We start from the raw sequence: 23,313 nt of genomic DNA on the forward strand, positions 1-23,313 counted from the left end.
AACGTATTTATTTGCACATAATCTATATCTTCCCTTTTCTATTTACATTCAACCTTAAAAACCTCTTCATTACCAGATCATCCGAATGAGATTAAAAAACTTAATGGACGAGTACCTCTTTAATCGTTAAATCATCAGAATATTACGTTTACAATCCCCCTCTTAAATTGGTATTATTTTCTTGTAAGGGGAGGGAAAGTTCATGTCTTTAAATATGTATCTCGGTGAAGTACAAACTAAAGCAGAGGGTTTTGCAAAGGAAATGTAAAAAGTAACTCTGATTATGGAAAAGGATAAAACTTTACTAACAAACCAAGAAAAAGTAAAAGCGCAACTTGAAAAGGTGTATGCGGAGTCTAAGAAATTACAAGACATTAAACCGCCTAAACAATACGAAAACTTGCAAATGGAATTGAAAAAGTCTTTAATTCTTTATGAGAAGTCAAGGGATAAGATATTAGAATCGGTAGACGAAATAAGTGAGACTAAGGCAGACATTGGTACAAAGAGTCTAAATGAAGCAATGGGGATGTTTGGTAAAGCAATAGACGATATTCGAGCATTAGACGAACAAAGTGTAAGTGAAGTAGAATAATAAATACTAAAGGGGTATGAGAAAATGAAACGTAAACTATTAACTTTAGCGATTCCAATGTTGTTAATAACAGGGGTAGGTTGTGAGTCAAACGATAAAAAGAAAGACGAAGTAATGGAAGCTTCTGTTAAAGAAAACAAGAAAGAAGACTATAATAAGAATGCAACATACTTACTTAAAGATTACACTGAACAAACGGAAGAAATAAAAGACCTTGTAGATAGCAGAAAATCTAATAAGAAGAAGGCTGAAAAGTTAAAAGAGTTATCGAAACCTTATTTCGAATTAATTGATAAGATTGATAAACTAGATTATAAGTTAGCTGAAGACAATAAAACACCGATAAACATAAGTAAAGCAATGTTATTCTCGAAATCAGGGGTAGAAAACATGCAGACAGGTTTAGAAGAGGATGATAAAGATACAATTGAATTCGCTAAAAAGGATTTAGACGAAGCTTCTGAGTTAGTAGACAAAGCAACAAAAGAACTAAGTAAAAAGAAATAACACAAAGGGGTATATGTCAATGAAACGTAAACTATTAACTTCAGCTATGCCTGTTATGTTGTTAGCAGGTTGTACAACAGAGGCATATGGACTTACACAGTCAGAGTTACGAAAAGTGGACAAAGAATATTAATCAAATAAACTAACAATAAATTAGAAGGTCTTTTCATGAGTTGTGGCTTTTATTATGTAATACTTACAGAGTTTCATAGACATTTCACCCCCCTTCATTTTTAAAAAAATAGTGCAACTATTGATGTGCCCCTACGCTACCTACCCTCCCCAGAGGACAAACTTTTTTTGACAGGGGGGACTTAATATTAAAAAGATTAAATCAAAAAAACAGCCTTTGAGATGCCTCACTATGTTCCATACAAATCCTCCTGTTTATAACGGTTTATTTTTATCAATTTATCAGTTCATATTAATTATACTTGTTTCTTCTACAAACCCTCTATTAAATAGCTCACTTACTAAATTTGAATCCTATGCATACAAAAAAGCTACCGAAGACACCAAAACAGTTACTTCGAGTAGCTTTTATTTATATATATTAAAATTATTTATTTTCCTCTTTTTGAACATATACATAAGCATCTTTCTGCTCTTTATGTACATCCATCTTCGAATTCTCTGCAAGTTGACCCGCGTTTAGCAAAGAAAAAATAATGAGCGCTTCTAGTGACATTTTGTTTTACCACTCCTTTCTATTTGTTATACATTTATCATACCGCTTACATGTGATTTCCGTATGAACTCGAAAAGGAGATTACAACAAAAAGGTTACAGGAATATGAATGCACGCTATAATAACCATTAAATAGGAGGTTGATTCGTTTTGACAATAAATCAAATGGTTCAGTTGGGTAGTGCATGTATGTTGTTTATTACTTCCGCACTTATTAATTGGTATCAGGGAAGTAATTTAATAGATGATCCTGATGAATGGAAATATAGTGTCAAGTTTACGAATTACTTTAAAGGCACCGTTTCAAATTACGAAGATATTTATCAAATCGATTTCTTTATATATGCGGCAAAATTTTATCCAACAGCATTTATTGTTATGCTTATTAGCTTACTTTATATGCTCGTATTAATTCTTCATATTCTATTTACAAGATCTCGTGAGGCAATCTAAATTTATACATAAAAAACCCCGAATCATAGAATTTTCAGCCTACAATTCGGGGTACTATTTGTTTTATATTCGTTTCTGATTAGTAACGAATTAAGAAATATTTCTTTTTACCGCGGCGAATGATTGTGAATTTCCCTTCGATGCGGTCGTTTTCTGTTACAACGTAGTCTAATGCTTGTGTACGCTCACCGTTTACGTAGATTGCGCCATTCGTTACATCTTCACGTGCTTGACGTTTTGATGGAGAGATTTTGCTTTCTACAAGTAAGTCGATTAATACTGTATCTTCTGCAGTACGTTCTACAGATGGTACGTCTTTGAATCCTTGTTCGATTTCGCTTGCAGTTAGTTCTGCTACAGAACCGCTGAATAATGCAGCTGAAATTTTAATCGCTTGCTCTAATGCTTCTTCGCCGTGAACAAGTTTTGTCATTTCTGCACCTAATGCTTTTTGTGCTGCACGTTTTTCTGGCGCTTCAGCTACTTGCTTTTCAAGCTCAAGAATTTCTTCATGAGATAAGAATGTGAAGTATTTTAAGTATTTAACAACATCACGGTCATCTGTGTTAATCCAGAATTGGTAGAACTCGTAAGGAGTTGTTTTCTCTGGATCTAACCAAATTGCGCCGCCTTCTGTTTTACCAAACTTCGTACCGTCAGATTTTGTAACTAGTGGAATTGTTAAACCGAATGCTTTCGCATCTTCTTCTGATTTACGGATTAATTCAAGACCAGCTGTAATGTTACCCCATTGGTCACTACCACCGATTTGCAGACGGCAATTATGTTGTTGGTATAAGTTTAAGAAGTCGTATGATTGTAAAATCATGTAACTGAACTCAGTGAATGAAATACCAGTTTCTAAACGAGATGCTACTGTATCTTTTGCTAACATATAGTTTAAACCGAAGTTTTTACCGATATCGCGTAAGAATGAAATTACATCTAAGCTACCAAGCCAGTCGTAGTTGTTAGCCATCGTTGCTGGGTTGTCCACGTTTTCAAACTCTAAGAAGTTTGAAAGTTGGTTTTTAATGCTTTCTGTGTAGTAAGCAACTGTATCTTTCGTATTTAATGTACGTTCTGCTTTTTTACCACTCGGGTCACCGATCATACCAGTACCACCGCCAACAAGTGCGATTGGTTGGTGACCAGCTAATTGGAAACGACGTAACATTAATACTGGTAACATATGACCAATGTGTAAGCTATCCGCTGTCGGGTCAAAACCACAGTATAATTTAACGCTTTCTTTTTCTAATAATTGCTCAAGGCCCTCAGCATCTGTTTGCTGATTAATTAGACCGCGAAATTCAAGATCTTGTAAAATACCCATATCCTACATACTCTCCTTTAAGTTCATTACTGGCGTGAAGGTTGAAAACATAAAAAAATCGTCCCTTCAAATAAGGGACGATTTTGATTATCGCGTTACCACCCTAGTTGCAGGCAAAAAAGCCTACCACCTTATTTACATAACGGCTTAGCACCGTCTTTTCCCTTTTGAATACAATTCAATCGAAAAAAGATGCTCTAGGGGCGTAATTCGCGATCATCTATGTGCTGATTTTCACCGGCCATCAGCTCTCTAAAACAGGGAAATGATCACTACTTCTCCCTTTCCACGCTCAATTATTCATATACTTTTCTTTATACCATCATTTATATAGGCGTGTCAAATAGAGGTGGAATTTCACTTCTCTCCAATCCTTTACAACGTCGCAAAGAGTAATTTATTAGATATAAAAAAGCCTCCCTCATCTATTCTTTCATAAATGTATACAGACGAGGAAGGCACTTCGTTCAAATATTATTTTAGTTTTTTTATAATCTTTGCAGGATTCCCGCCAACTACTACATTATTAGGCACATCTTTCGTTACGACAGCACCAGATGCGATCACCGCATTGTCTCCAATTGTTACACCTGGATTAATAATTGCTCTTCCGCCAATCCATACGTTATCGCCAATTGTAACTGGTTTTCCGTATTCTGATCCGCTTATGCGCTCTACCGGATCAAGCGGGTGCGTTGCTGTATAAATGTGAACACCTGGAGCTAACATACAGTTCACTCCAATTGTTACTGGACATACATCTAAAATGGTACAGTCAAAGTTCGCGTAAAAATTTTCACCCACATGAATGTTATAGCCGTAATCACATCTGAAAGAAGATTCAAGATGAATGTTATCTCCAGTCGTTCCGAATAGTTCTTTTACGATTTCGCTACGCTCTTTTAATTGTACTTCTGGCGTTTCATTTAATTTTCTCGTTAATATACGTGCTTGCTCTCTTTCTTGTACTAAAACTGGATCAGCCGGTATGTACATTTCTCCTAGTATCATCTTTTCCTTTTCTGTTTTCATTTTCTTCTCCCCTTTAACTCGTATATATGAGTTTCTTTTATTTTACATCAACAAATATCTTTTTCAACCATAACCTTTTATGTAAGCCAGTCCTTTTTATATAGTACATAATGGTTTTCCAAAAATATTTCATTGTATTTAGGGAATGAGCGTTTCACTTGTTTTTCTAATTTAAATCCTACTTTCTCCATAGACCTGCATGAATTGATATTTTTATCCCAAGCCTGTGCATGAACTTCATCCACATCTAAATTTAAAAATATATAATTATATATTAAATTTCTCGCCTCTCGATTAACACCTGTACGCCAAAACTTACGTGCAATCCGTTGAGCCTCTGCACTCACAATTAACTTTTTATTTTCATTCACAGTTGGCATAGAAATCCAATATGTCCCTATCATTTCCTTTGATTGTTTCATTATAATTGACCAAGCCATAATATCTTTCAAATTTTTATAAGTGTATAACAACTCTTTAATTTCATTACTATCTTTCGGGACTGTATTCCCCGTCCAACGATGCATATCGGGATTTTTCATTACCTCATACCACTCGGTGTAATCTTTTTCAGGTTCTACAGAACGTAAACACACTATGTCTCCTTCTAAATTCGGTATCTTCATCTATATTAGCTCCTTTATTATTGACAAAAAGAAAGGCCTGAACATTTTTCGTTCAGACCTTTCTCTCTTAATCTTCCATCGTTGATAAGTCACCTGTTGGTAAGTTTAACTCCCACGCTTTTAATACGCGGCGCATAATTTTACCACTTCTCGTTTTCGGTAATTTATCTCTAAATTCAATTTGTCGTGGCGCTGCATGAGCTGCTAGGCCTTTCTTTACAAATTGACGAATTTCTTCTTTTAATTCATCAGATGGTTCGTATCCTGCTCGAAGTGCGATAAATGCTTTAATAATTTCGCCGCGCACCGGATCAGGAATACCAATTACACCAGCTTCTGCAACAGCAGCGTGCTCAATTAATTTACTTTCTACTTCAAACGGACCAACGCGCTCACCTGACGTCATAATTACATCGTCAATACGCCCTTGGAACCAGAAGTATCCATCTTCATCCATATAGGCAGAGTCACCTGATACGTACCAATCTCCCGGCATGAAATAAGATTCATATTTTTGCTGGTTATTCCAGATCCCACGCATCATAGATGGCCAACCTTTCGCAATTGCTAAGTTACCCATCGTGTAAGGAGGCACTTCATTTCCTTCATTATCAACAATCGCTGCTTTCACACCTGGAATTGGTTTACCCATTGAGCCTGGACGGATTTCCATACAAGGGTAGTTACAAATAACTTGTCCACCTGTTTCTGTCATCCACCACGTATCATGAATACGAAGTCCAAATGCATTCATACCCCAGCGAATTACTTCTGGATTTAACGGCTCACCAACGCTTAATACGTGGCGCACTTGTGATAAGTCATATTTTTTAATTGCGTCTTGTCCAGCTCCCATTAACATACGGAATGCTGTTGGTGCGCTGTACCAAACCGTTACACCGTAATCTTGCAGCGCTTCATACCAAGCTTCTGGACTAAAGCGTCCACCTAAAATAACGTTTGACGCTCCAACTAACCACGGTGCGAAAATACCGTAAGCTGTTCCAGTTACCCAGCCCGGGTCAGCAGTACACCAATATACATCGTCTTCTTTTAAATCTAATACCCACTTCGCCGTTTGATAGTGCTGAACCATTGCGTTTTGCGCATGAAGCACACCTTTTGGCTTACCAGTAGAACCAGACGTGTAATGTAGAATCAAGCCGTCTTCACGGCCTAACCATTCAATATGTAATTCTTTTGAAGCTTGTTCAAATAAAGGATTGAACGCTACCGTTTTACCGCCTTCTTCTACATTATCTCCAACAAGGAAAACTGTTTTTAAAGCCGGTAAATCATTTAATGGTACGCGCTCTAACAATTCAGGCGTTGTAATTAACACCTTTGCTTCGCTATCTTCTAAGCGATCGCGAACTGCGCCTTCCATAAATGCTTCAAATAGCGGTCCAACAATTGCTCCTAATTTCACTGCACCTAAAAGTGCGAAATATAACTCTGGAGAACGTGGCATAAAAATAAAAACGCGATCGCCTTTTTCTACATCGCCATAATTCTTAAGGACGTTTCCTGCTTTATTAGAAAAATCCTTCATTTCCTTAAATGTATATTTCTCTTTTCGCGATCCATCTTGATAATAAAGAGCTACTTTATTCTTTCGATCGGATTTCGCATGCTTATCAATTGCCTCATACGCCATATTTACTCGGCCTGTTTCATTCCAAGTAAAGTTTTTATTAACCTCTTCCCAGTTAAAATTCGCGTATGCCTCATCATAATTCGGCAAATTATTTTCTCCTTTAATGACAGGAAGCGTTTCTACTTTCATACTTTACATCCCCCTCCTATGTATTCTATTATCTATTATAATGACATTATTTAAAATTTTCAGTATATTTGTTGATTTTTAGACAAATTTTTAATGACAAATTTCGATTCACATCGCATATATTATAAAGTACGATATTAATAGATTCACAAACCCTCAAGGTGGTGAGCAATACATTGATTCATAAAAAAATATATAATGCTAGAAACTTAAAAACAGCGAAAGGCACTTTAATTATTGAAGGTCCTGTCTCTACACATAACTTAGAAATGTATGAGTTTCATCCAGACTTAATTGCGTTTCGTCCTGCCGAGCAACAATATAAAGCAATTGTCGAAATTTCTAAATTACCAGAAGCTCGTCTCATTATTGCTAGACATGACCAAACAATTGTTGGATATGTTACATACTTGTATCCTGATCCACTTGAACGATGGTCAGAAGGAAAAATGGAAAACTTAATTGAGCTTGGGGCAATTGAAGTAGTCCCAGCCTTCCGCGGGAGTTCTGTCGGAAAGAACTTACTAGAGGTTTCTATGATGGACGATTATATGGAAGATTACATTATATTGACGACTGAATATTATTGGCACTGGGATTTGAAACAAACAGGATTGAATGTGTGGGAATACCGAAAAGTAATGGAGAAGATGATGAATGCTGGCGGGTTACAATGGATGGCTACAGACGATCCTGAAATTTGTTCACATCCTGCCAACTGTTTAATGGTCCGCATCGGTAAACGCGTTGATACGGATTCTATTCAAGCTTTTGATCGTCTACGTTTTCACAATCGTTTTATGTATTAATAAAGGGGGCAACTGGAATGATTGTAGAAGAAATTATGAATCAAAATGTAGTTACATTGCATCCAAACGATACAATCGAAACAGCAATCCGAACGATACGCACGAAAGGCATTCGGCACATTCCAATTGTCGATCAAAATAATGACGTCGTAGGCATTATTTCTGATCGGGATGTAAGAGATGCAAGTCCGTCTATTCTAGATGAACAAGTTTCAATCGATATGCTACAGCAACCGCTCGAACTTATTATGAAACATCCTGTTATGACTTGCCATCCTCTCGATTTCGTTGAGGAAATTGCTACTTTATTTTTTGAAAATAAAATTGGCTGTCTTCCTGTTACAAAGGCCGGGAAGTTAGTTGGAATCATTTCTGAATCTACAGTACTGCACACATTAGTAAAATTAACAGGAGCACATCAACCAAGTTCGCAAATTGAAATTCAAGTAAAAAACGAACCTGGTATTCTTGGAAAAGTCGTTGCTATTTTTAGTGATTTACAAATAAATATCGTGAGCGTTCTCGTCTACCCAGCAAAAGACGAGAATGATAAAGTACTCGTTTTCCGCATTCAAACGATGAATCCTCTAAAAGTGATTGATGCACTTGAAGCAGAAGGTTACCGCGTATTATGGCCAAACATCATGGGGATGCAAGCATGAGTAGCGCGTTTATTTATTCGGATGACTTTCGGGGCTATTCATTTAGCCCTGATCATCCTTTTAACCAACTGCGCGTCACACTTACGTATGATTTATTACAAAAGGGCGGTTTCATCTCTCCCTCTCAAATCATCTCACCACGGATGGCTACAGATGAAGAGATCGCCTACGTTCATACAGAGGAGTACATAAATGCGGTAAAACGTGCTGGAGAAGGAAAGTTAGAAAAATCAATTGCAATGACATATGGACTCGGAACAGAAGATACACCGATGTTCCCAAATATGCACGAAGCAAGCGCATTGCTCGTTGGCGGTACGTTAACAGCTGTCGATGCTGTTCTTTCCGGAAAAGTAAAACACGCACTTAATTTGGGCGGCGGCTTACATCACGGCTTTCGCGGCAAAGCATCTGGCTTTTGTATTTATAACGACAGTTCTATCGCAATAAAATATATTCAAAAGAAATACGGTTTACGCGTCTTATATATTGATACAGATGCTCATCACGGTGATGGCGTACAGTGGTCGTTTTATGATGACCCTAACGTATGCACCATTTCACTGCATGAAACTGGTCGTTATTTATTCCCTGGAACTGGCGCTGTAAACGAACGTGGCCAAGGTAATGGTTATAGTTATTCTTTTAATGTTCCACTCGATGCTTTTACAGAAGATGAATCGTTCTTAGAATCATATCGAACTGTTGTAAAAGAAGTTGCAGCGTACTTTAAACCGGATATTATTTTAACGCAAAATGGTGCTGACGCACATTATTATGACCCACTTACACATCTTTGTGCGACAATGAATATTTACCGCGAAATACCGAAGCTCGCTCGTGAAATTGCTAATGAGTATTGCGACGGTCGCTGGATCGCTGTCGGTGGCGGTGGCTATGATCACTGGCGCGTCGTTCCAAGAGCTTGGGCGCTCATTTGGCTCGAAATGAACAACATCCAAAACATCTCAGGTTATCTCCCTCCAGAATGGATTGAAGCTTGGAAAGGACAAGCAGAAACAGAACTTCCCCTCACATGGGAAGATCCAGACAACATGTATAAACCTATCCCCCGTAAACCAGAAATTGAAGAAAAAAACGCATTAACTGTAGCGAAATCCCTTGAAATTATTCGGAATAATATGACAAAATCTTTATACTAAAAGAAAAGGAGGCTCGTTTTTGAATAGCCTCCTTTTATTTAAAGCTTGCTATTATTGTCGTTTTCTGTCGATAAGTCGAGATATTTTAATAATCGCTGATATATTCCGAGTTACGCCGATATATTTTGATAATCGCTGATATATTCCGAGTTGCGCCGATATATTCTAATAATCGCTGATATATTTTCATTTTATAACAGTCTGGCCCAACTTTTATGAGAAAAGGTCGTGATATTATGTGGACACAACAAATAATCAACACGAAACGCGGTACATTTGAACTCTTTACAAAAGGAAATGGCGAATCGCTTTGTATTACACATCACTATTCACAATTTAATGAAACTGGTGATTACTTTGCGGATGTTTTTACTGCTACGCATCGTGTATTTCTCATTAATTTACGAGATACTGGTCGCTCTGTAACCGCCCAGTCAGAAAACGAATTAAGCATGATTGAAACAATCCACGACTTAGAAGCAATACGAGAAGCATTACAACTTCCAACATGGCATTTCGCCGGTCATTCAACAGGTGGTATGCTTGGACTTTTATATGCGATTACATATCCAAATTCCTTACAATCATTAGTCGTAGCAGGAGCTGCAGCAAGTAACTATACCGAAACACCATTTTGCATTTATCACCCAGCACATCCACAGTTTCATTATATGCAAAAACTCATCGAAAACTTAAAAAGCCCTCACCTTACAAGTGAAGAACGAAAAGAACTATCTACTGAGAGAACAAAATTATCATTGTATAAACCAGAAAACTACAACTCTTATTTTTGTAAACCAATCAATAAAACAATGTCCGTTAGCCGGATGAACGCTTTCGCCAATGAATATCCTTCATTTGATTTAAGAGAGTATTTACCTTTCATCCAAACAAAGACACTTATTATATGCGGAAGATATGATGTGCAGTGTCCAGTTCAATATTCTATCGAGATACATGATGGGATACGTAATTCTATCTTCATTCCATTCGAAAACAGCAACCATTATCCTTTTTTAGAAGAAGCGACCCTGTTTACTTCTACTACTCAAATATTTTATAAATCGTTACGCCAGTACCGTTATTATTAAGGAAAGCTCACAGTCTCTATAAGACTATGAGCTAAATTTTCAGAAGAAATATTTCGTACTATATAAAAATAAAAGATAAAAGGAAAAGAGCACCAAACCTACATCAAACAACACTGACTTTTTATCTCCTTCTTTTAAACCTATCGTAATATTAAAAATGCTTCTAACTATCCAACCTAATACTAAAAATAACCAGCCGAAATGATCATTTGTATAATCTTTATCATAAAACATTTGTATTGCACCAATAATTAATAAAATAATTATAATATTAGTTCCAATCCTTAAGACCTTGTTTGATTTATTATCTTGTAATGTATCTCCCAAAATGTAGCACACCCTCTCATGCTCTACTATGTTTTATCTCTCTTTATATCTTAACACGAATTACCTATTATTTCCTTTTAACAAATAACATAAAAAAACCTGCCAATTACTCGGCAGGTATATTACACGTTAAAACGATAACCAGCTCCCCATACTGTTTCAATATATTGCGGGTGAGCAGGATCTCTTTCAATTTTTTCACGTAGCTTTCTAATGTGGACGACAACAGTGGCTAAATCACCAGCGGAATCTAATCCCCAAATGCGTTCAAATAACTGTTCTTTATTTAATACTTGGTTTGGATGTGTGACAAAGAATGTTAATAAATCAAATTCCTTCGTTGTAAACGCAACTTCTTCATTGTTTATAAAAACTTTTCTCGCTCGTTGATCGATAGAAATTCCGTGAATATATAACGTATCACGTTGCTTACTTACATTTCCTAATAATCTTTCATAACGGGCAATATGTGCTTTTACTCTTGCGACTAATTCACTCGGGCTAAACGGTTTCGTTATATAATCATCCGCTCCTAATCCGAGTCCGCGAATTTTATCTATATCTTCTTTTTTTGCTGAAACAAGTAGAATCGGAATATCTTTTACAGCACGTATTTGTTTACAAATTTCGAATCCGTTCATTTTCGGAAGCATAATATCTAAAATAATTAAATCATAGTCTTCTTGCAAGGCTGTTTGTAAACCTATTTCTCCTGAATGCTCTACATCAACTTGGAAATCATTAATTTCTAAATAATCTCGCTGTAATTCTGCAATACTTACTTCATCTTCTATTAATAAAATTCTTTTCAATTTACTCACCACATTCCTCTACTTTTTCCAATGAGAAGAAAATGCTTGTGCCTTTACCAAGCTCGCTTTCCGCCCAAATTTCCCCGCCATGTTCTTCAACAATTTGCTTCGCTATTGCTAAACCAAGTCCACTTCCACCTGTGCTAGAATTCCGAGATTGCTCTGCACGATAAAAACGTTCAAAGATATACGGCAATGTATCAGATTCTATACCTGATCCGTTGTCCATCACTTTCACAATAATTTTATTATTATCACTCGATACTGTTACAGTAATTTTCTTCTCTTCTTTATCCATGTATTTCACACTATTATGAATTAAATTTGATATCACTCTATTGATTTTTTCGCAATCAGCCGTTACATATAGTGGTGATGCATGTAACTGTAGGCGCACTTCTATACCTTCTTCACTTAAATCCATCTGCATCTCTTCTATTAATTCTTGCATAAACGTATTCAATTCAACTGTTTCAAACTGGAATGGAACTCGATTCAAATCGAGCTTCGAAAATAAAAATAGTTCATCAATGAGTGTGTCCATATGTTTTGCCTTCGTATGGATAGTTGTTAAATACTTATCCATTTTTTCTGGCGTATTTGCTACCCCGTCCTTTATTCCTTCTACATATCCTATAATTGATGTAATCGGTGTTTTTAAGTCATGAGAGATGTTTGAAATAAGCTCTTTTCGATTTTCTTCATACTGTGTTTGCATCTCTATCGATTCTTTTAATCTCTTCCTCATTTCCTCAAACCCTTGATTTAATTGCCCTATTTCGTCGTGTGATGTAATTGGTATTTGAAAATCTAAATTTCCTTCTTTAATTTTCTCCGTTGCGCCTTTCAATACAAAAATTGGTTTTATTACACTTCTTGAAACGAGGTAACTTAATAATCCAATGAGTAAAATGGCTAGTAGTAAAAGCGATACGAATAAGATTGGAAATAATTTTTGTGTAAGATCTACAAATGAACTTTGCTTTTTTAATACAAATATACTTCCCTCTTCTTCCTGAGGAAAATAAAAATCAAACTTTACATATCGATAAAATGTATCGCCTAGTTCCGTTGTACCACGACTATTAATATTTGCTGATTCAAATTTCGGAAGGGCTTCTTTTAAAGATACACTTTCAAATACGTTTGAAGCATATGAAAGTGTTTCTCCTTTTCTTACTACTATTTTCACACCCTCTTTTTCTATTGCTGAGACAAACGACTCATCTAGCAATTGAGATTGATGCTGTTTGGCTGCTGACTTCAACTCAAGATAGGCATTCTCTTCTTCTGGTGTAAGCGGCTTTTGAATGTAAGAACTTTTATAGAAATTTTTCACTGCTTCCAAGTCACCTGTTATCGAAAAAACGATTAAAAATCCCGCGACTAATATAAGCGTAATGGAAACGAGGATAACAGCAATATAAGAAAATAAAAACCTTGTTTTAATAGACATATCTTAAATCCTCACTTTATCAAACCTTATTATTTATAAGCATAAAAATATATGTTCAATTACTCAAGCGATTTTATAGTAATTTTAGCGTCAGTTTATAAAAATTTAATGTTCCTATTTTACAGTTGAAATTAGGAGGTTGAAATTCCATGTTCAAAAAAACATTCAGTATGATATGTTGCGTAATTTTTTTACAAGGATGCTCGCAAGAACAAGAAGTAAAAAAGGAGATGATAAACATGGAGACTGCACTACTAGCAGCCACTGAAAAAAATGAAACGAATACTGTTATATCTTTACTAAAACAAGGCGCAAATATAAATGCGACGGATAGTCAAGGACGCACTCCGCTTATGATTGCTACATACAAAAATGATGTAAAAACCGCAAAGGCACTTATCGAAGCTGGTGCTGACGTAAATATCCAAGATGACATGAAAAATAATCCCTTTCTATACGCCGGTGCGGAAGGTTACTTAGACATTTTAAAATTAACAATTGATGCTGGTGCAGATCCTACGATTACAAATCGTTACGGCGGAACAGCTCTTATCCCAGCCTCAGAACATGGCTATATTGACGTTATAAAAGAACTCCTCACTCGAACAAATATTGATGTAAATCATGTAAATAACCTGGGATGGACAGCTTTAATGGAAGCCATCGTACTAAGTAACGGAAACGAAACACAGCAACAAGTCATTCGCCTTCTTATTGAGCACGGTGCAGATGTAAATATTCCAGACAATGATGGTGTTACTCCGCTAGAGCATGCTCGCGCTCATCACTTTGAGGAGATAGAGAAGATTTTGTTAGAGGGGAATAAGTAAAAAATGTACTAAAAAATCCGAAGCGCTCATCACTTCGGATTTTTTAACAACCTTATTTATCCATAACAACAGGAAGCTGGAATGAAACAATCGTTCCTTTTCCAAGTTCACTTTTTATTTCTAATCCAGTTCCGTATAACTGTTTTAATCGTGCATCCGTATTCAATAAACCTATTCCCTGTTTTTGATTCGGTTTTTTCACTAATATTTCTTTTATTTTTTCATCTGACATGCCTATCCCATCATCCGCAATCGAAATGTTTATAAATCCACTCACACTCTCTATTTTTATATGAATGCTTCCACCCTTTGCTTTTTTTAATATACCATGACGCACAGCATTCTCTACTAATGTTTGAATAGAAAACGGTGGTACTACACATTCTATTCCATCTTCGACTTCCAGCACGCTCTGTATTCTCTTTCCAAATCGCTCTCTTTCAATATAAAGGTATGATTGAAGTAAATCTAATTCATGCTGTATAGGTACGGTTTCCGCTAACACTTCTTCACCAAAACTGGCTCTTAAATACGTTCCAAACTCAACAATTAATTTCTCCATCCTAACAATATCAATTTCACCTAATGCAGCAATCGTATTTAGTGTATTAAAAAGAAAATGCGGCTGAATTTGCGCCTGAAGCCAAGCACCTTCCATTCTTATTCGCTCATGAATTGATTGCTTTAACTCTGTTAATGCATTAATTCTCACTTTTAATTCCAGTGCATCTATAGGCTTTACAATGTAATCATTCGCCCCAGCAAGAAATCCTGTATAAATATCTTCTGGCTGCGACCTAGCGGTTAACAGTACAATAGGCAACTCTGCAATAGAATATTGGGTACGAATCATTTTTGTTAATTCATAACCTGACATTTTCGGCATCATCACATCTACTAATATCATATCCCACTCCATATTTAACCGCTCCAAAACCTCTCTTCCGGTTGTTACCGTTTCAAGTTCATATTCATCTTGTGGTAATATACTCTTTAATACTTTTAAATTTATAGGATCATCATCAACAGCAAGAATTCTCCTTCTATTACCGACTCGATTATCCTTCATTTCAACTTGTTTTAATTCCACTACTTTTTCAATTGTTTCTTTTGACACAATTAGCATCTCTTCTCTTTCAGCAAGTGGTAATGTGAATGTAAAAGTAGAGCCTTTATGTAAAACGGATGTAACAGTAAGTGTTCCCCCGTGCATTTCCACTAATTGTTTACAAATACTTAGCCCAAGTCCAAATCCTCCACTTTCACCATATGAATCACTACCTTGTTCATATGGAAGGAAGATTCGCTTTTGCGCTTCTTTATCAATTCCAATACCAGTATCTGTAACCTGAATAGCCGCGTAATTTTTTCGTTTTTCAACATCAATTGTAATAGCCCCTTCATCCGTAAATTTAACTGCATTATGAAGTAGGTTAAATAAAATTTGAATAAGACGATTTTGGTCAGCTAATACAAATGGAAACCGTTCAGGGATATTCGCGATAATTTGTAATTTCTTTTCTTCTCCAATAAACTTTTGCATATCAATCACCATTGTAATAATTGGTTGCAAATCAACCGGTCTCTTATGAATCGGTATCCCTTTCTGCTCCATTCTTGTAACATCTATTAAATCGTTCAACAAATACGACATACGCCTTCCTATTGTCATTAATAGTTTTAGATGTTGTTTACTTTCACCATTTATCGCTTTCTCTTCATCCATTACACTTTGTGCAATATTCATCATCCCATGTAACGGATTTCTAAGTTCGTGCGCTGTATTTGCTAAAAATTGATCTTTCTTATGATGCTCTTCTTTTAATTTTCCAACCAGTTCACTATTCTCATCACTCGTGCGAAAGAATCGGATAAACCAAAAAGTCGAAAATGATACCATTGCTAAAAAAATATCAAATGGATAAAAATCCGCATCAAATATCCTCGCAAACCCTATGCTATACATGAACGCAAACTCTTTAAAACTCGCACACAATACTCCAGAAGTAGCACTAATCACTGTAAAAAGTAAAAAGATTAAATCATACTTTCCACTTTCCACCACTCGTAAAACAATAATTGCTGTTAAAATGAATGGAATAATAATTGTAAAAAATAATATAAATCCAAAATCTTGCACTAGTCTAGGTGAAGAAAATAATACTACGAAAACATAAATTCCACATAATACGATGGTAAATAAAATAAATTTATTGTCCCCATAACCTCGTAAAAACCTTTTCATATACAGTAAAATAAATAAAGCGAAACCTACAAACGATGTATATATAATTTTCATATATGTTGAAAATTCAAATTCATACAAAGAGAACAAAAAACGTTCATCCGTAATTAAAAATATAATACCTGCAAATATACTACCAAGTGAAAAATATAGAATCTCAACATTTTTCGGCTTCATCACAAAAATGATAAATGCATATATACCATGTAAAAACACTATTGTCGTTGCAATAATTTGCATCATAAGATTGTTAAAGCTATCCTGTACAATAGCATTTTCACTGCCAAAACGCACTCCACCTGTAATCCCGCCATGTTTCGATTCTTGTGTCGTTTTCGTAACAGGAATAAGAAGATTAATTACCCCTTGTTCATTCGCTTTTACCTTTATGACAGTTGGTGTAAGTGAAGTTTTATGTACATCATTCGGTTTAAAAATACTTCCTCTTTCCTGTACAAGTTCTCCATTTACATACAAATCGAACTGATTATGAACACGCTGTATTTTTAAGCCGTAATTTTCATTCGAATTCTTCACTTTGATAGATAGCGCATACGTGCCATATTCTTTTTGATGAGTACGATCAACTCTTTCTTTCCAGTTCCCCGGAACATTAATATATTCATAATCTTTATTATTTTCCTTCATTTGATCCGGGGTAAGTAAAACATTCGGATAAAATTTCCATTCACCATTTAACGTAACTAAATTTTTTTCGCCAAATGTTATATCTGATAAATTTACTATCCCTTCTTCAGCATGTGGTTGATTTATATAAAGAGATTGTTTAAACCAAATGGAACGAAAACCGACAATACAAAGGATAAATAAGAATACTACTATCAATATTTTTCTTTTAGACATACTTATTCCCTCTTTATAAAATTACGGAATCTTTTCAAATCTTTACCATAACATATCACACTTTCTTTATCGAGTGAATAATAACTATATTCTAAAAATATTTCCATCACTCGTACTTTAACGTTTTTTCACTTTAAAATAAAGAAACATTCCAATGAAAAATAATAGAACGATTACTATTCCAATCATCCACTTTTCTACTACAAATGGATTCACTTGAGCCACAACTGCTTCCTTTTCTTTCACTTCAAAAGGAATCCGTTCCCCTCGAACTATCAATCTATGTGTATTTACTCCATAAGGTGTGCATGTAACTAACGTAACGTAATCTTTATTTTTCACAACTAATAAATCATTTGTTTCATTTGGTAATACAACTTTTATTTGATCCACCTTATAAGCAAGCACTTTATTTAATGAATGTATGTAAAAAGTATCTCCCTTCTTCACCTTATCCAAGTCCGTAAATAATAAAGCAGAAGGCAAACCACGATGCCCCGTTAAAACAGCATGCGTACTTTCTCCCCCTACTGGCAAAGAAGAAGCATTAATATGTCCTACTCCTCGGCTCAAAACATTTTCAGATGTGCCAGCATAAATTGGAAGCTTTACATCAATTGTAGGAATTTCAATATACCCCATACTCTCACCTACATTTAATACATCTGCATATGAACGTCCACTCTCGTCGCCCCCTTTTTCATTAAATGGATCCGAAAATGACTGTGACGTCGTCTGGACATTTTTATTATATTCATTCGCTTCTTTCTCCCTACGTTCAATTTCTTTTTGCTGTAACTCTTTTACTTTTTTATCATACGAACTAACCGCTGAATAATGAGCTCGTGTTGCTAACCAATTACTAACTGTTGGATATAAGAAAATACAAAGTCCCAATAAAAAAATAGCACCAAATATAATGTTACGTTTCATCATATCCTCCTATAAAGTGAAACTTTAATCAGTGTAGGTTTTGTTCACCCCACTGATTGTTAGCCCTCAAATAACGGGCTAAAATGCCGAAAAAGAGGAAAGGCCTCCCTCTCCTCTTTTCATTACCGTTTAAATCGCTTATTAATTATTTGTTGCTTTTTTTCTAAAGAAAACAAATGCTGCTATTATCATTAATACAAGACCTACTACAGTAAATAAGATTGTACCGATACCACCTGTTGAAGGTAAAATCCATCCACTCTTATTATTTTCTACAGTAAGTGTAACTGTTTTATGATCAGCATCAATCTTTACATGAATTGGCTCTCTTAATTGTTGATAACTACCTGTTGTACCATCTTCTTTTTCATAAGTTGGAGCTTTCGTTTCCACAACTTGATACTCACCGTAAGGTAGCTTATTCCATGTAATTACACCATTTTTATCAGATGTACCTACTACTTTCTTTCCATCGATTTCTACTGGATTTCCTTTTGTATCTTGCAGCGCAAATTCTGCACCTTCTAATTTCTTACCATCCTTCCCATCAACTTTCGTTAATGTAATACCACCAGTCGTTGGAGTAACGATAACTGGTTTTGTTGCCTTCTCACCTGTTACATCATCTTTGTTTTTAAATGTAATTGTTGCCGTATTCGGAATCTCTACTCCTGTTTCTACGCCATCTCTAATTTGTGCTTTAATTTGCAAATGAAACTCTTTTTTGTTATCTAATTTAGAGAAATCTTTTACAGTAGCCGTTACTTTTTGACCGTCTACAACTACTTCTACAACACTTGCATCTACTACTTTACCATCAATTTTTACAACTGGTTGATCTTGAATTTCTAATCGACTATCTAATACATCTGTTACGACATAATATTTATAATCCTTAATATCTTCTGGAATTAGTGTTTTAATATCATAGTTATAATCCGTCTTCGTATTAATTGGTAAATTGTTTAAATCTCCATTAATCTTCTTATCAATTGTTGGTTCTTCATAGTTTTTCACATCAACTTTAACTACTTCACCAGAAGTAACTGTACCATCTTTATTAATTACACCAGATTCTTTAATGAAGAATTCATATTTTTTCGGATCCAACACATAACCATCTAGCGCTTTCGTTTCTAAAAAGTAATACTTCCCGTACGATAAGTTACCGACACGAATTTTACCATTTCCATCTGTCTCCAAACCTTTTTCTAACTCTGTTCCATCTTCTTTATATAAAGAGAATTGAACACCCTTTAACGCTTTATTTTCCACACCAATTTTTGTTAATTCTACTGCACCACGTTTCGTTTCATTTTTCGGATAAATTTTAACATCATATGTTAATACTTTCCCATCTTCACTTGTCATCGGGATATCAACTTTGTATGTTTTTGTGTCTATATTTACATGTGGTGGTCCAGAAATTTCTTTCACTTCGTAACGACCTAGTGGTAAATCGCCAAAAAATGCAATCCCATCCGCATTCGTTTCAACTTCAATTGGAACTCCATTTACTGGTTTGATGTCTTCTTTAACAATTTTCCCATCGTTTGAAATTGTTCCAAATGATTCAACTTGTTTAATTTGATACACAACTCCTGCTAAAGGCTTCGCATCTTTAGGAATTTCTACTCCTTTAGAGCTACTTTCTTTTAAACCTGGATTATTAAGCGGCTCTTGTTCAAATTTATGGATTGTTAACGTGCCTTTTTTTTCACTTTTCGATTCCGCTTTTATTAACATACTTGGCAATGAAGCAAATGCTAGCAAAAAGATTAAAAACATACTTAAAAATTTTTTCATTTCTCGTTCTCCTCTTCTACCAATTTAATATTCTAGTAATTACTATTTCTCTTATGGAAAAACAAAAATACAACTACAATCATTAAAAAAGTACCAATTAAATAAAATACATTTGTTCCAGCACCGCCTGTGTTTGGAATTTCCCACTCGCTTTTTTTGTTTTCTACTTTTAACGTTTGTGTAGGTGTCGCTGCCGTTACCTCGACCTCAATTGGATCACGGAGCAACATATATCCATTCGGCGCTTTCACTTCTTTAATCGTATATTTTCCAAACGGTAGTTTCTCTAAGCTAGCCTTGCCATTTTCATCTGTAATTAACTTTCCAACTTCTTTTCCTTCTTGGTTAAAAACTTGAAATTCCGCATGTTGCAACTTAATATTTTCATCAGCTGCATCTACCTTTTCAATTTCGATCTTACCTATAGATGGCGGAATAACAACTACTTTATTCGAACTAATTGGCGTATTATCAAATATGAGCTCTGCTATATTTGGCACGCCGCCATTTGCAATATATTTCGCTAACACCTCTACTGGTGTACCTTCTGCTATTTTGCTTTTAATATGCATCGTGTACTTTAAACCAGCTAAATACGCATATGAACCATCTTTCTTCTCTAACTCAATTGTCACTTTCTTTGTTTGCTTATCAATGTTCGGTGTTACTTTTACAACTTCACCTTTTTCATTCATAAGCTTCACATCTAAAATATCTAGAATATCCTCTAAGTCATCTTGTAAGGTAACCTTCTCTAAATTTGCTGTATCATTACCAAATTGATATGCTACATTCCAAGTAAACTCTTCATTTCTCTCTTGCAATGTACCCTTTTCCACTTCTTTCTCATTTTGAGTAGAAACGGTTTTTGTTACTTTCGGTTTTTCCTTCGGAGGAACCACATACACTTCGTTAGATTTCAATGACTTATTATTTAGTACTAACTCTGCTGTATTTGGAATTCCACCTTTTACTATATAACGTGCTAATTCTGATTGATTTACACCATCAGCAATTTTAGATGTAATTTGCACCGTATATACTTCACCTGTTAAATACACATAACTTCCTTCTTGCTTCGGTACTTCAATCATTACCTGTTTCTTAGCAGTATCAATTTTTGGTTTTATATTTACGACTTCACCTTTTTTATTGATGACCTTCACATCTAATATGTCTAAAACATCTTCTAAATCATCTTGTAATACGATAGAATCGTATCCACTTGGTGAACTTCCAAATTCATACTGCACATTCCAAACAAACTTCTCTTTTACATTGGATAATGTAGCCTTTTCCACGTCCTTTTCATCATCATCCGATACAGTCTTGCGTAATTTTGGTTCTTCAATTGGTGGCTTCACAATGACTTTATTAGAAACAACTGGATTGTTATCTATAATGAGCTTTGCAGTATTCGGAACGCCACCTTTATCTAGGTACCCTTTGATCACATCGATATTTGTACCAATCTTTATCTTCGCTTTAATCGTTAATCGATATTGTCCACCAGCTAAATACGCGTACGAATCATTTTGCTTTGGCAACTTATACGTTACAATTGACTTTTCTTTATCTATAACTGGCGCTATATTTACAACTTCGCCTTTTTCATTTACTAATTTCGTATCTAAAACTTCTAAAATATCTTCCAAATCATCTTGTATAACGATTTCTTGTTTTGACTCCATATCAAATCCAAAGTTGTAATTGACATCATATACAAATTCTTCATGCAATGAATTTAACAATGCCTCATCGACCAGTTTTTGATCTGAATCAGAAACTTTTTTCGTTACCGCCGTATTACACTTAGTAGCATTTTCATTCGGAAGTGCCTTGACGGCTTGAATATCAAACTTTTGATCAAAGAACATAAAATATCCATCCGCAACATTAAATTCTTTCGATTGCGGTGTTTTTTCCTTCACCTTATAAGTGACTTTATACGTTCCTTCTGGCTGTCCGTCTAAATCCCAAATGATCTGATTCCCTTGTATAACAGGCTTTGTATTAACACCATTTGGACCAGACCCTTGCACACCTGTTACGAGCAAATCATTATTAATATTTAAAATCAACTTATCTTTTTCTTTTTTTGTCACTTTTGTAACGGTTTCAATTAAATTTTTTGTAAACTCTTCAATATCATTTGCCAGTACAAACCATTCCGGTTTTGTTGCCATCTTTTTTAACTCTTGCCTTGCATATGGACCTACTTCTTTATCGTACTTAGTATAATATTGGTCAGATGCTGCTAGTATACTTTTATCTTCCCAAAAAGCTGTAACAAGTTTATATCCCGCGTTTTTTATATTTTGAGCCTCTGTAGTTACTTCCTTCAAAGCACCTACATAATCTTGCCCATATTCATTCGACCTATAACCTGTGCCCTGATCCGTTAGTTGATTTGTTAATTTGTAAATATAGCCATCCTTTCGAATGTTAGCAACACCATCTGTAACAAGCAGAAAAACTGTTTCTCGGTCTGGATCATTTTGTCCCTTCGCTTTCTCATACTCAGCTAACGCAAACTGAAGACCACTGGCAGTTGGTGTACCGCTATCTGGAGTTATTTTATTGATGCCATTCTTTGCTGAGGTAAAGTTATTAGTTAATCCTGCTTGCAAGGTTGTTTTAATCCCATTACCTCTACTTTCAAGTACACGCCCGTCACTAGCTTTATATCCCTTATAATCTTGATAACTCGTTACCATAATCCGATCCGTCGCAGGATTTAGTTCATCTACGATATTGCTCAATGCTTTTTTCACATTTGGCATTGTGCCTTTGAAACTTCCACTTGCATCTTGCACAATAACAAAATCAACTTTCTTTTGTTTTGGTGCTGGCCACTTAAAACTTAGCTCCCCTTCATGCTCCCTTAAACACATATTCCCTGTCGATTTAGTTGTTACCTTATGCTGCACCGCTTCCACCGTATTAGCAGCAACCGCTATTATCCCTGGGCTAATCACTTGAAATACGAGTAGAAGCAACATAAATAATGTGACGTTCTTCTTCATCGTTCCATCCTCTCACTTAACATAAATTTATCTCGCCTCATTTCCCCCTTTTTCGCTAAATTACTTTTACGCTCAAAGTATAAATTGGGATACTGAACAAAAACTGAACAAAAAATCAAAAAATAGAAATATTTAAATAATTTATCGTATATAACAATTAATAAGAATCATTTATAATATTAATTACAAATAATTACCATGGAATATTTATGGTTATTTATGGAGGAATGAAAAATGTCCTATTTTGTCTAAATATTTATTGATGA

20 protein-coding genes and 1 other annotated feature are annotated in these 23,313 nt (G+C 35.2%); of the genes, 8 read left to right on the forward strand and 12 right to left on the reverse strand.

Features of this window, described 5'->3' with window-relative positions:
- The first annotated feature begins 283 nt into the window (after nucleotides 1–283).
- Entirely contained in the window at nucleotides 284–595 is a 312-nt protein-coding gene (locus ACS2CR_RS00765) for a hypothetical protein (protein ID WP_049106949.1), read from the forward strand.
- A 24-nt stretch (nucleotides 596–619) separates the two neighbouring features.
- Nucleotides 620–1,102, forward strand: a complete 483-nt coding sequence (locus ACS2CR_RS00770) for a hypothetical protein (RefSeq protein WP_000823777.1) — start codon at nucleotides 620–622, stop codon at nucleotides 1,100–1,102.
- Nucleotides 1,103–1,661: 559 nt separating this feature from the next.
- Here the strand turns inward: ACS2CR_RS00770 and ACS2CR_RS00775 are convergent.
- Nucleotides 1,662–1,790 (reverse strand): hypothetical protein, encoded by a 129-nt coding sequence (locus tag ACS2CR_RS00775; RefSeq protein ID WP_053514539.1) that lies wholly within the window; start codon nucleotides 1,788–1,790, stop codon nucleotides 1,662–1,664.
- Between the two features lie 150 nt (nucleotides 1,791–1,940).
- Between ACS2CR_RS00775 and ACS2CR_RS00780 the strand changes: the two genes are divergently transcribed.
- Nucleotides 1,941–2,243, forward strand: a complete 303-nt coding sequence (locus ACS2CR_RS00780) for a YjdJ family protein (RefSeq protein ID WP_053514540.1) — start codon at nucleotides 1,941–1,943, stop codon at nucleotides 2,241–2,243.
- Nucleotides 2,244–2,322: 79 nt separating this feature from the next.
- Here the strand turns inward: ACS2CR_RS00780 and tyrS are convergent, their stop codons facing one another.
- The 4 genes from tyrS to acsA all read right to left on the reverse strand — a co-directional run bounded on the left by tyrS (nucleotide 2,323) and on the right by acsA (nucleotide 7,023).
- Complete coding sequence (gene tyrS, locus ACS2CR_RS00785) at nucleotides 2,323–3,579, reverse strand: tyrosine--tRNA ligase (protein WP_000512086.1); 1,257 nt, start codon at nucleotides 3,577–3,579, stop codon at nucleotides 2,323–2,325.
- 70 nt (nucleotides 3,580–3,649) lie between these two features.
- Nucleotides 3,650–3,877, reverse strand: a binding site (T-box leader).
- 176 nt (nucleotides 3,878–4,053) lie between these two features.
- Complete coding sequence (locus ACS2CR_RS00790; RefSeq protein ID WP_000845595.1) at nucleotides 4,054–4,611, reverse strand: maltose acetyltransferase domain-containing protein; 558 nt, start codon at nucleotides 4,609–4,611, stop codon at nucleotides 4,054–4,056.
- 77 nt (nucleotides 4,612–4,688) lie between these two features.
- A complete protein-coding gene (locus ACS2CR_RS00795) occupies nucleotides 4,689–5,237 on the reverse strand; it encodes a GNAT family N-acetyltransferase (RefSeq protein WP_053514541.1) in 549 nt (182 codons plus the stop codon).
- A gap of 67 nt (nucleotides 5,238–5,304) precedes the next feature.
- Entirely contained in the window at nucleotides 5,305–7,023 is a 1,719-nt protein-coding gene (gene acsA, locus ACS2CR_RS00800) for an acetate--CoA ligase (RefSeq protein WP_000862049.1), read from the reverse strand.
- Between the two features lie 176 nt (nucleotides 7,024–7,199).
- Here acsA and acuA point away from each other — a divergent pair, with 176 nt between their 5' ends.
- From acuA to ACS2CR_RS00820, 4 genes are all read left to right on the forward strand, one after another.
- Nucleotides 7,200–7,832, forward strand: coding sequence for an acetoin utilization protein acetyltransferase AcuA (gene acuA, locus ACS2CR_RS00805; RefSeq protein ID WP_000581388.1), 633 nt, complete (start codon nucleotides 7,200–7,202; stop codon nucleotides 7,830–7,832).
- A gap of 17 nt (nucleotides 7,833–7,849) precedes the next feature.
- Nucleotides 7,850–8,494 (forward strand): acetoin utilization AcuB family protein, encoded by a 645-nt coding sequence (locus ACS2CR_RS00810; RefSeq protein WP_053514542.1) that lies wholly within the window; start codon nucleotides 7,850–7,852, stop codon nucleotides 8,492–8,494.
- Nucleotides 8,491–9,657 carry an acetoin utilization protein AcuC gene (acuC, locus tag ACS2CR_RS00815; RefSeq protein ID WP_074642441.1) on the forward strand — a complete coding sequence of 389 codons (1,167 nt, stop codon included), beginning with the start codon at nucleotides 8,491–8,493 and terminating at the stop codon, nucleotides 9,655–9,657. The genes ACS2CR_RS00810 and acuC overlap by 4 nt, the downstream gene beginning before the upstream one ends.
- Nucleotides 9,658–9,872: 215 nt before the next feature.
- On the forward strand, nucleotides 9,873–10,748 hold the full coding sequence (locus ACS2CR_RS00820) for an alpha/beta fold hydrolase (protein ID WP_135238130.1): 876 nt from the start codon (nucleotides 9,873–9,875) through the stop codon (nucleotides 10,746–10,748).
- Nucleotides 10,749–10,787: 39 nt separating this feature from the next.
- On the opposite strand, the gene ACS2CR_RS00825 is transcribed toward ACS2CR_RS00820, so the two are convergent.
- The 3 genes from ACS2CR_RS00825 to ACS2CR_RS00835 all read right to left on the reverse strand — a co-directional run bounded on the left by ACS2CR_RS00825 (nucleotide 10,788) and on the right by ACS2CR_RS00835 (nucleotide 13,343).
- The gene (locus ACS2CR_RS00825; protein WP_000502934.1) at nucleotides 10,788–11,075 is read right to left on the reverse strand and encodes a hypothetical protein; all 288 of its coding nucleotides are present in this window, start codon (nucleotides 11,073–11,075) and stop codon (nucleotides 10,788–10,790) included.
- A 122-nt stretch (nucleotides 11,076–11,197) separates the two neighbouring features.
- On the reverse strand, nucleotides 11,198–11,887 hold the full coding sequence (locus tag ACS2CR_RS00830) for a response regulator transcription factor (protein WP_001986686.1): 690 nt from the start codon (nucleotides 11,885–11,887) through the stop codon (nucleotides 11,198–11,200).
- 1 nt (nucleotide 11,888) lies between these two features.
- On the reverse strand, nucleotides 11,889–13,343 hold the full coding sequence (locus ACS2CR_RS00835) for a sensor histidine kinase (protein ID WP_048568508.1): 1,455 nt from the start codon (nucleotides 13,341–13,343) through the stop codon (nucleotides 11,889–11,891).
- A gap of 149 nt (nucleotides 13,344–13,492) precedes the next feature.
- Between ACS2CR_RS00835 and ACS2CR_RS00840 the strand changes: the two genes are divergently transcribed.
- Nucleotides 13,493–14,173, forward strand: coding sequence for an ankyrin repeat domain-containing protein (locus ACS2CR_RS00840; protein WP_053514544.1), 681 nt, complete (start codon nucleotides 13,493–13,495; stop codon nucleotides 14,171–14,173).
- A gap of 52 nt (nucleotides 14,174–14,225) precedes the next feature.
- Here the strand turns inward: ACS2CR_RS00840 and ACS2CR_RS00845 are convergent, their stop codons facing one another.
- From ACS2CR_RS00845 to ACS2CR_RS00860, 4 genes are all read right to left on the reverse strand, one after another.
- The gene (locus ACS2CR_RS00845; protein WP_000044276.1) at nucleotides 14,226–17,282 is read right to left on the reverse strand and encodes a hybrid sensor histidine kinase/response regulator; all 3,057 of its coding nucleotides are present in this window, start codon (nucleotides 17,280–17,282) and stop codon (nucleotides 14,226–14,228) included.
- A 117-nt stretch (nucleotides 17,283–17,399) separates the two neighbouring features.
- Nucleotides 17,400–18,215 carry a class C sortase gene (locus ACS2CR_RS00850; protein WP_053514545.1) on the reverse strand — a complete coding sequence of 272 codons (816 nt, stop codon included), beginning with the start codon at nucleotides 18,213–18,215 and terminating at the stop codon, nucleotides 17,400–17,402.
- 141 nt (nucleotides 18,216–18,356) lie between these two features.
- Nucleotides 18,357–20,021: a SpaH/EbpB family LPXTG-anchored major pilin gene (locus ACS2CR_RS00855; protein WP_053514546.1), complete on the reverse strand. Its 1,665-nt coding sequence runs from the start codon at nucleotides 20,019–20,021 to the stop codon at nucleotides 18,357–18,359.
- 32 nt (nucleotides 20,022–20,053) lie between these two features.
- A complete protein-coding gene (locus ACS2CR_RS00860; protein ID WP_153602463.1) occupies nucleotides 20,054–23,047 on the reverse strand; it encodes an isopeptide-forming domain-containing fimbrial protein in 2,994 nt (997 codons plus the stop codon).
- Nucleotides 23,048–23,313: the final 266 nt, after the last annotated feature.

The organism is Bacillus cereus group sp. BceL291 (assembly GCF_051776705.1).
Taxonomy (GTDB): Bacteria; Bacillota; Bacilli; order Bacillales; family Bacillaceae_G; genus Bacillus_A; species Bacillus_A cereus.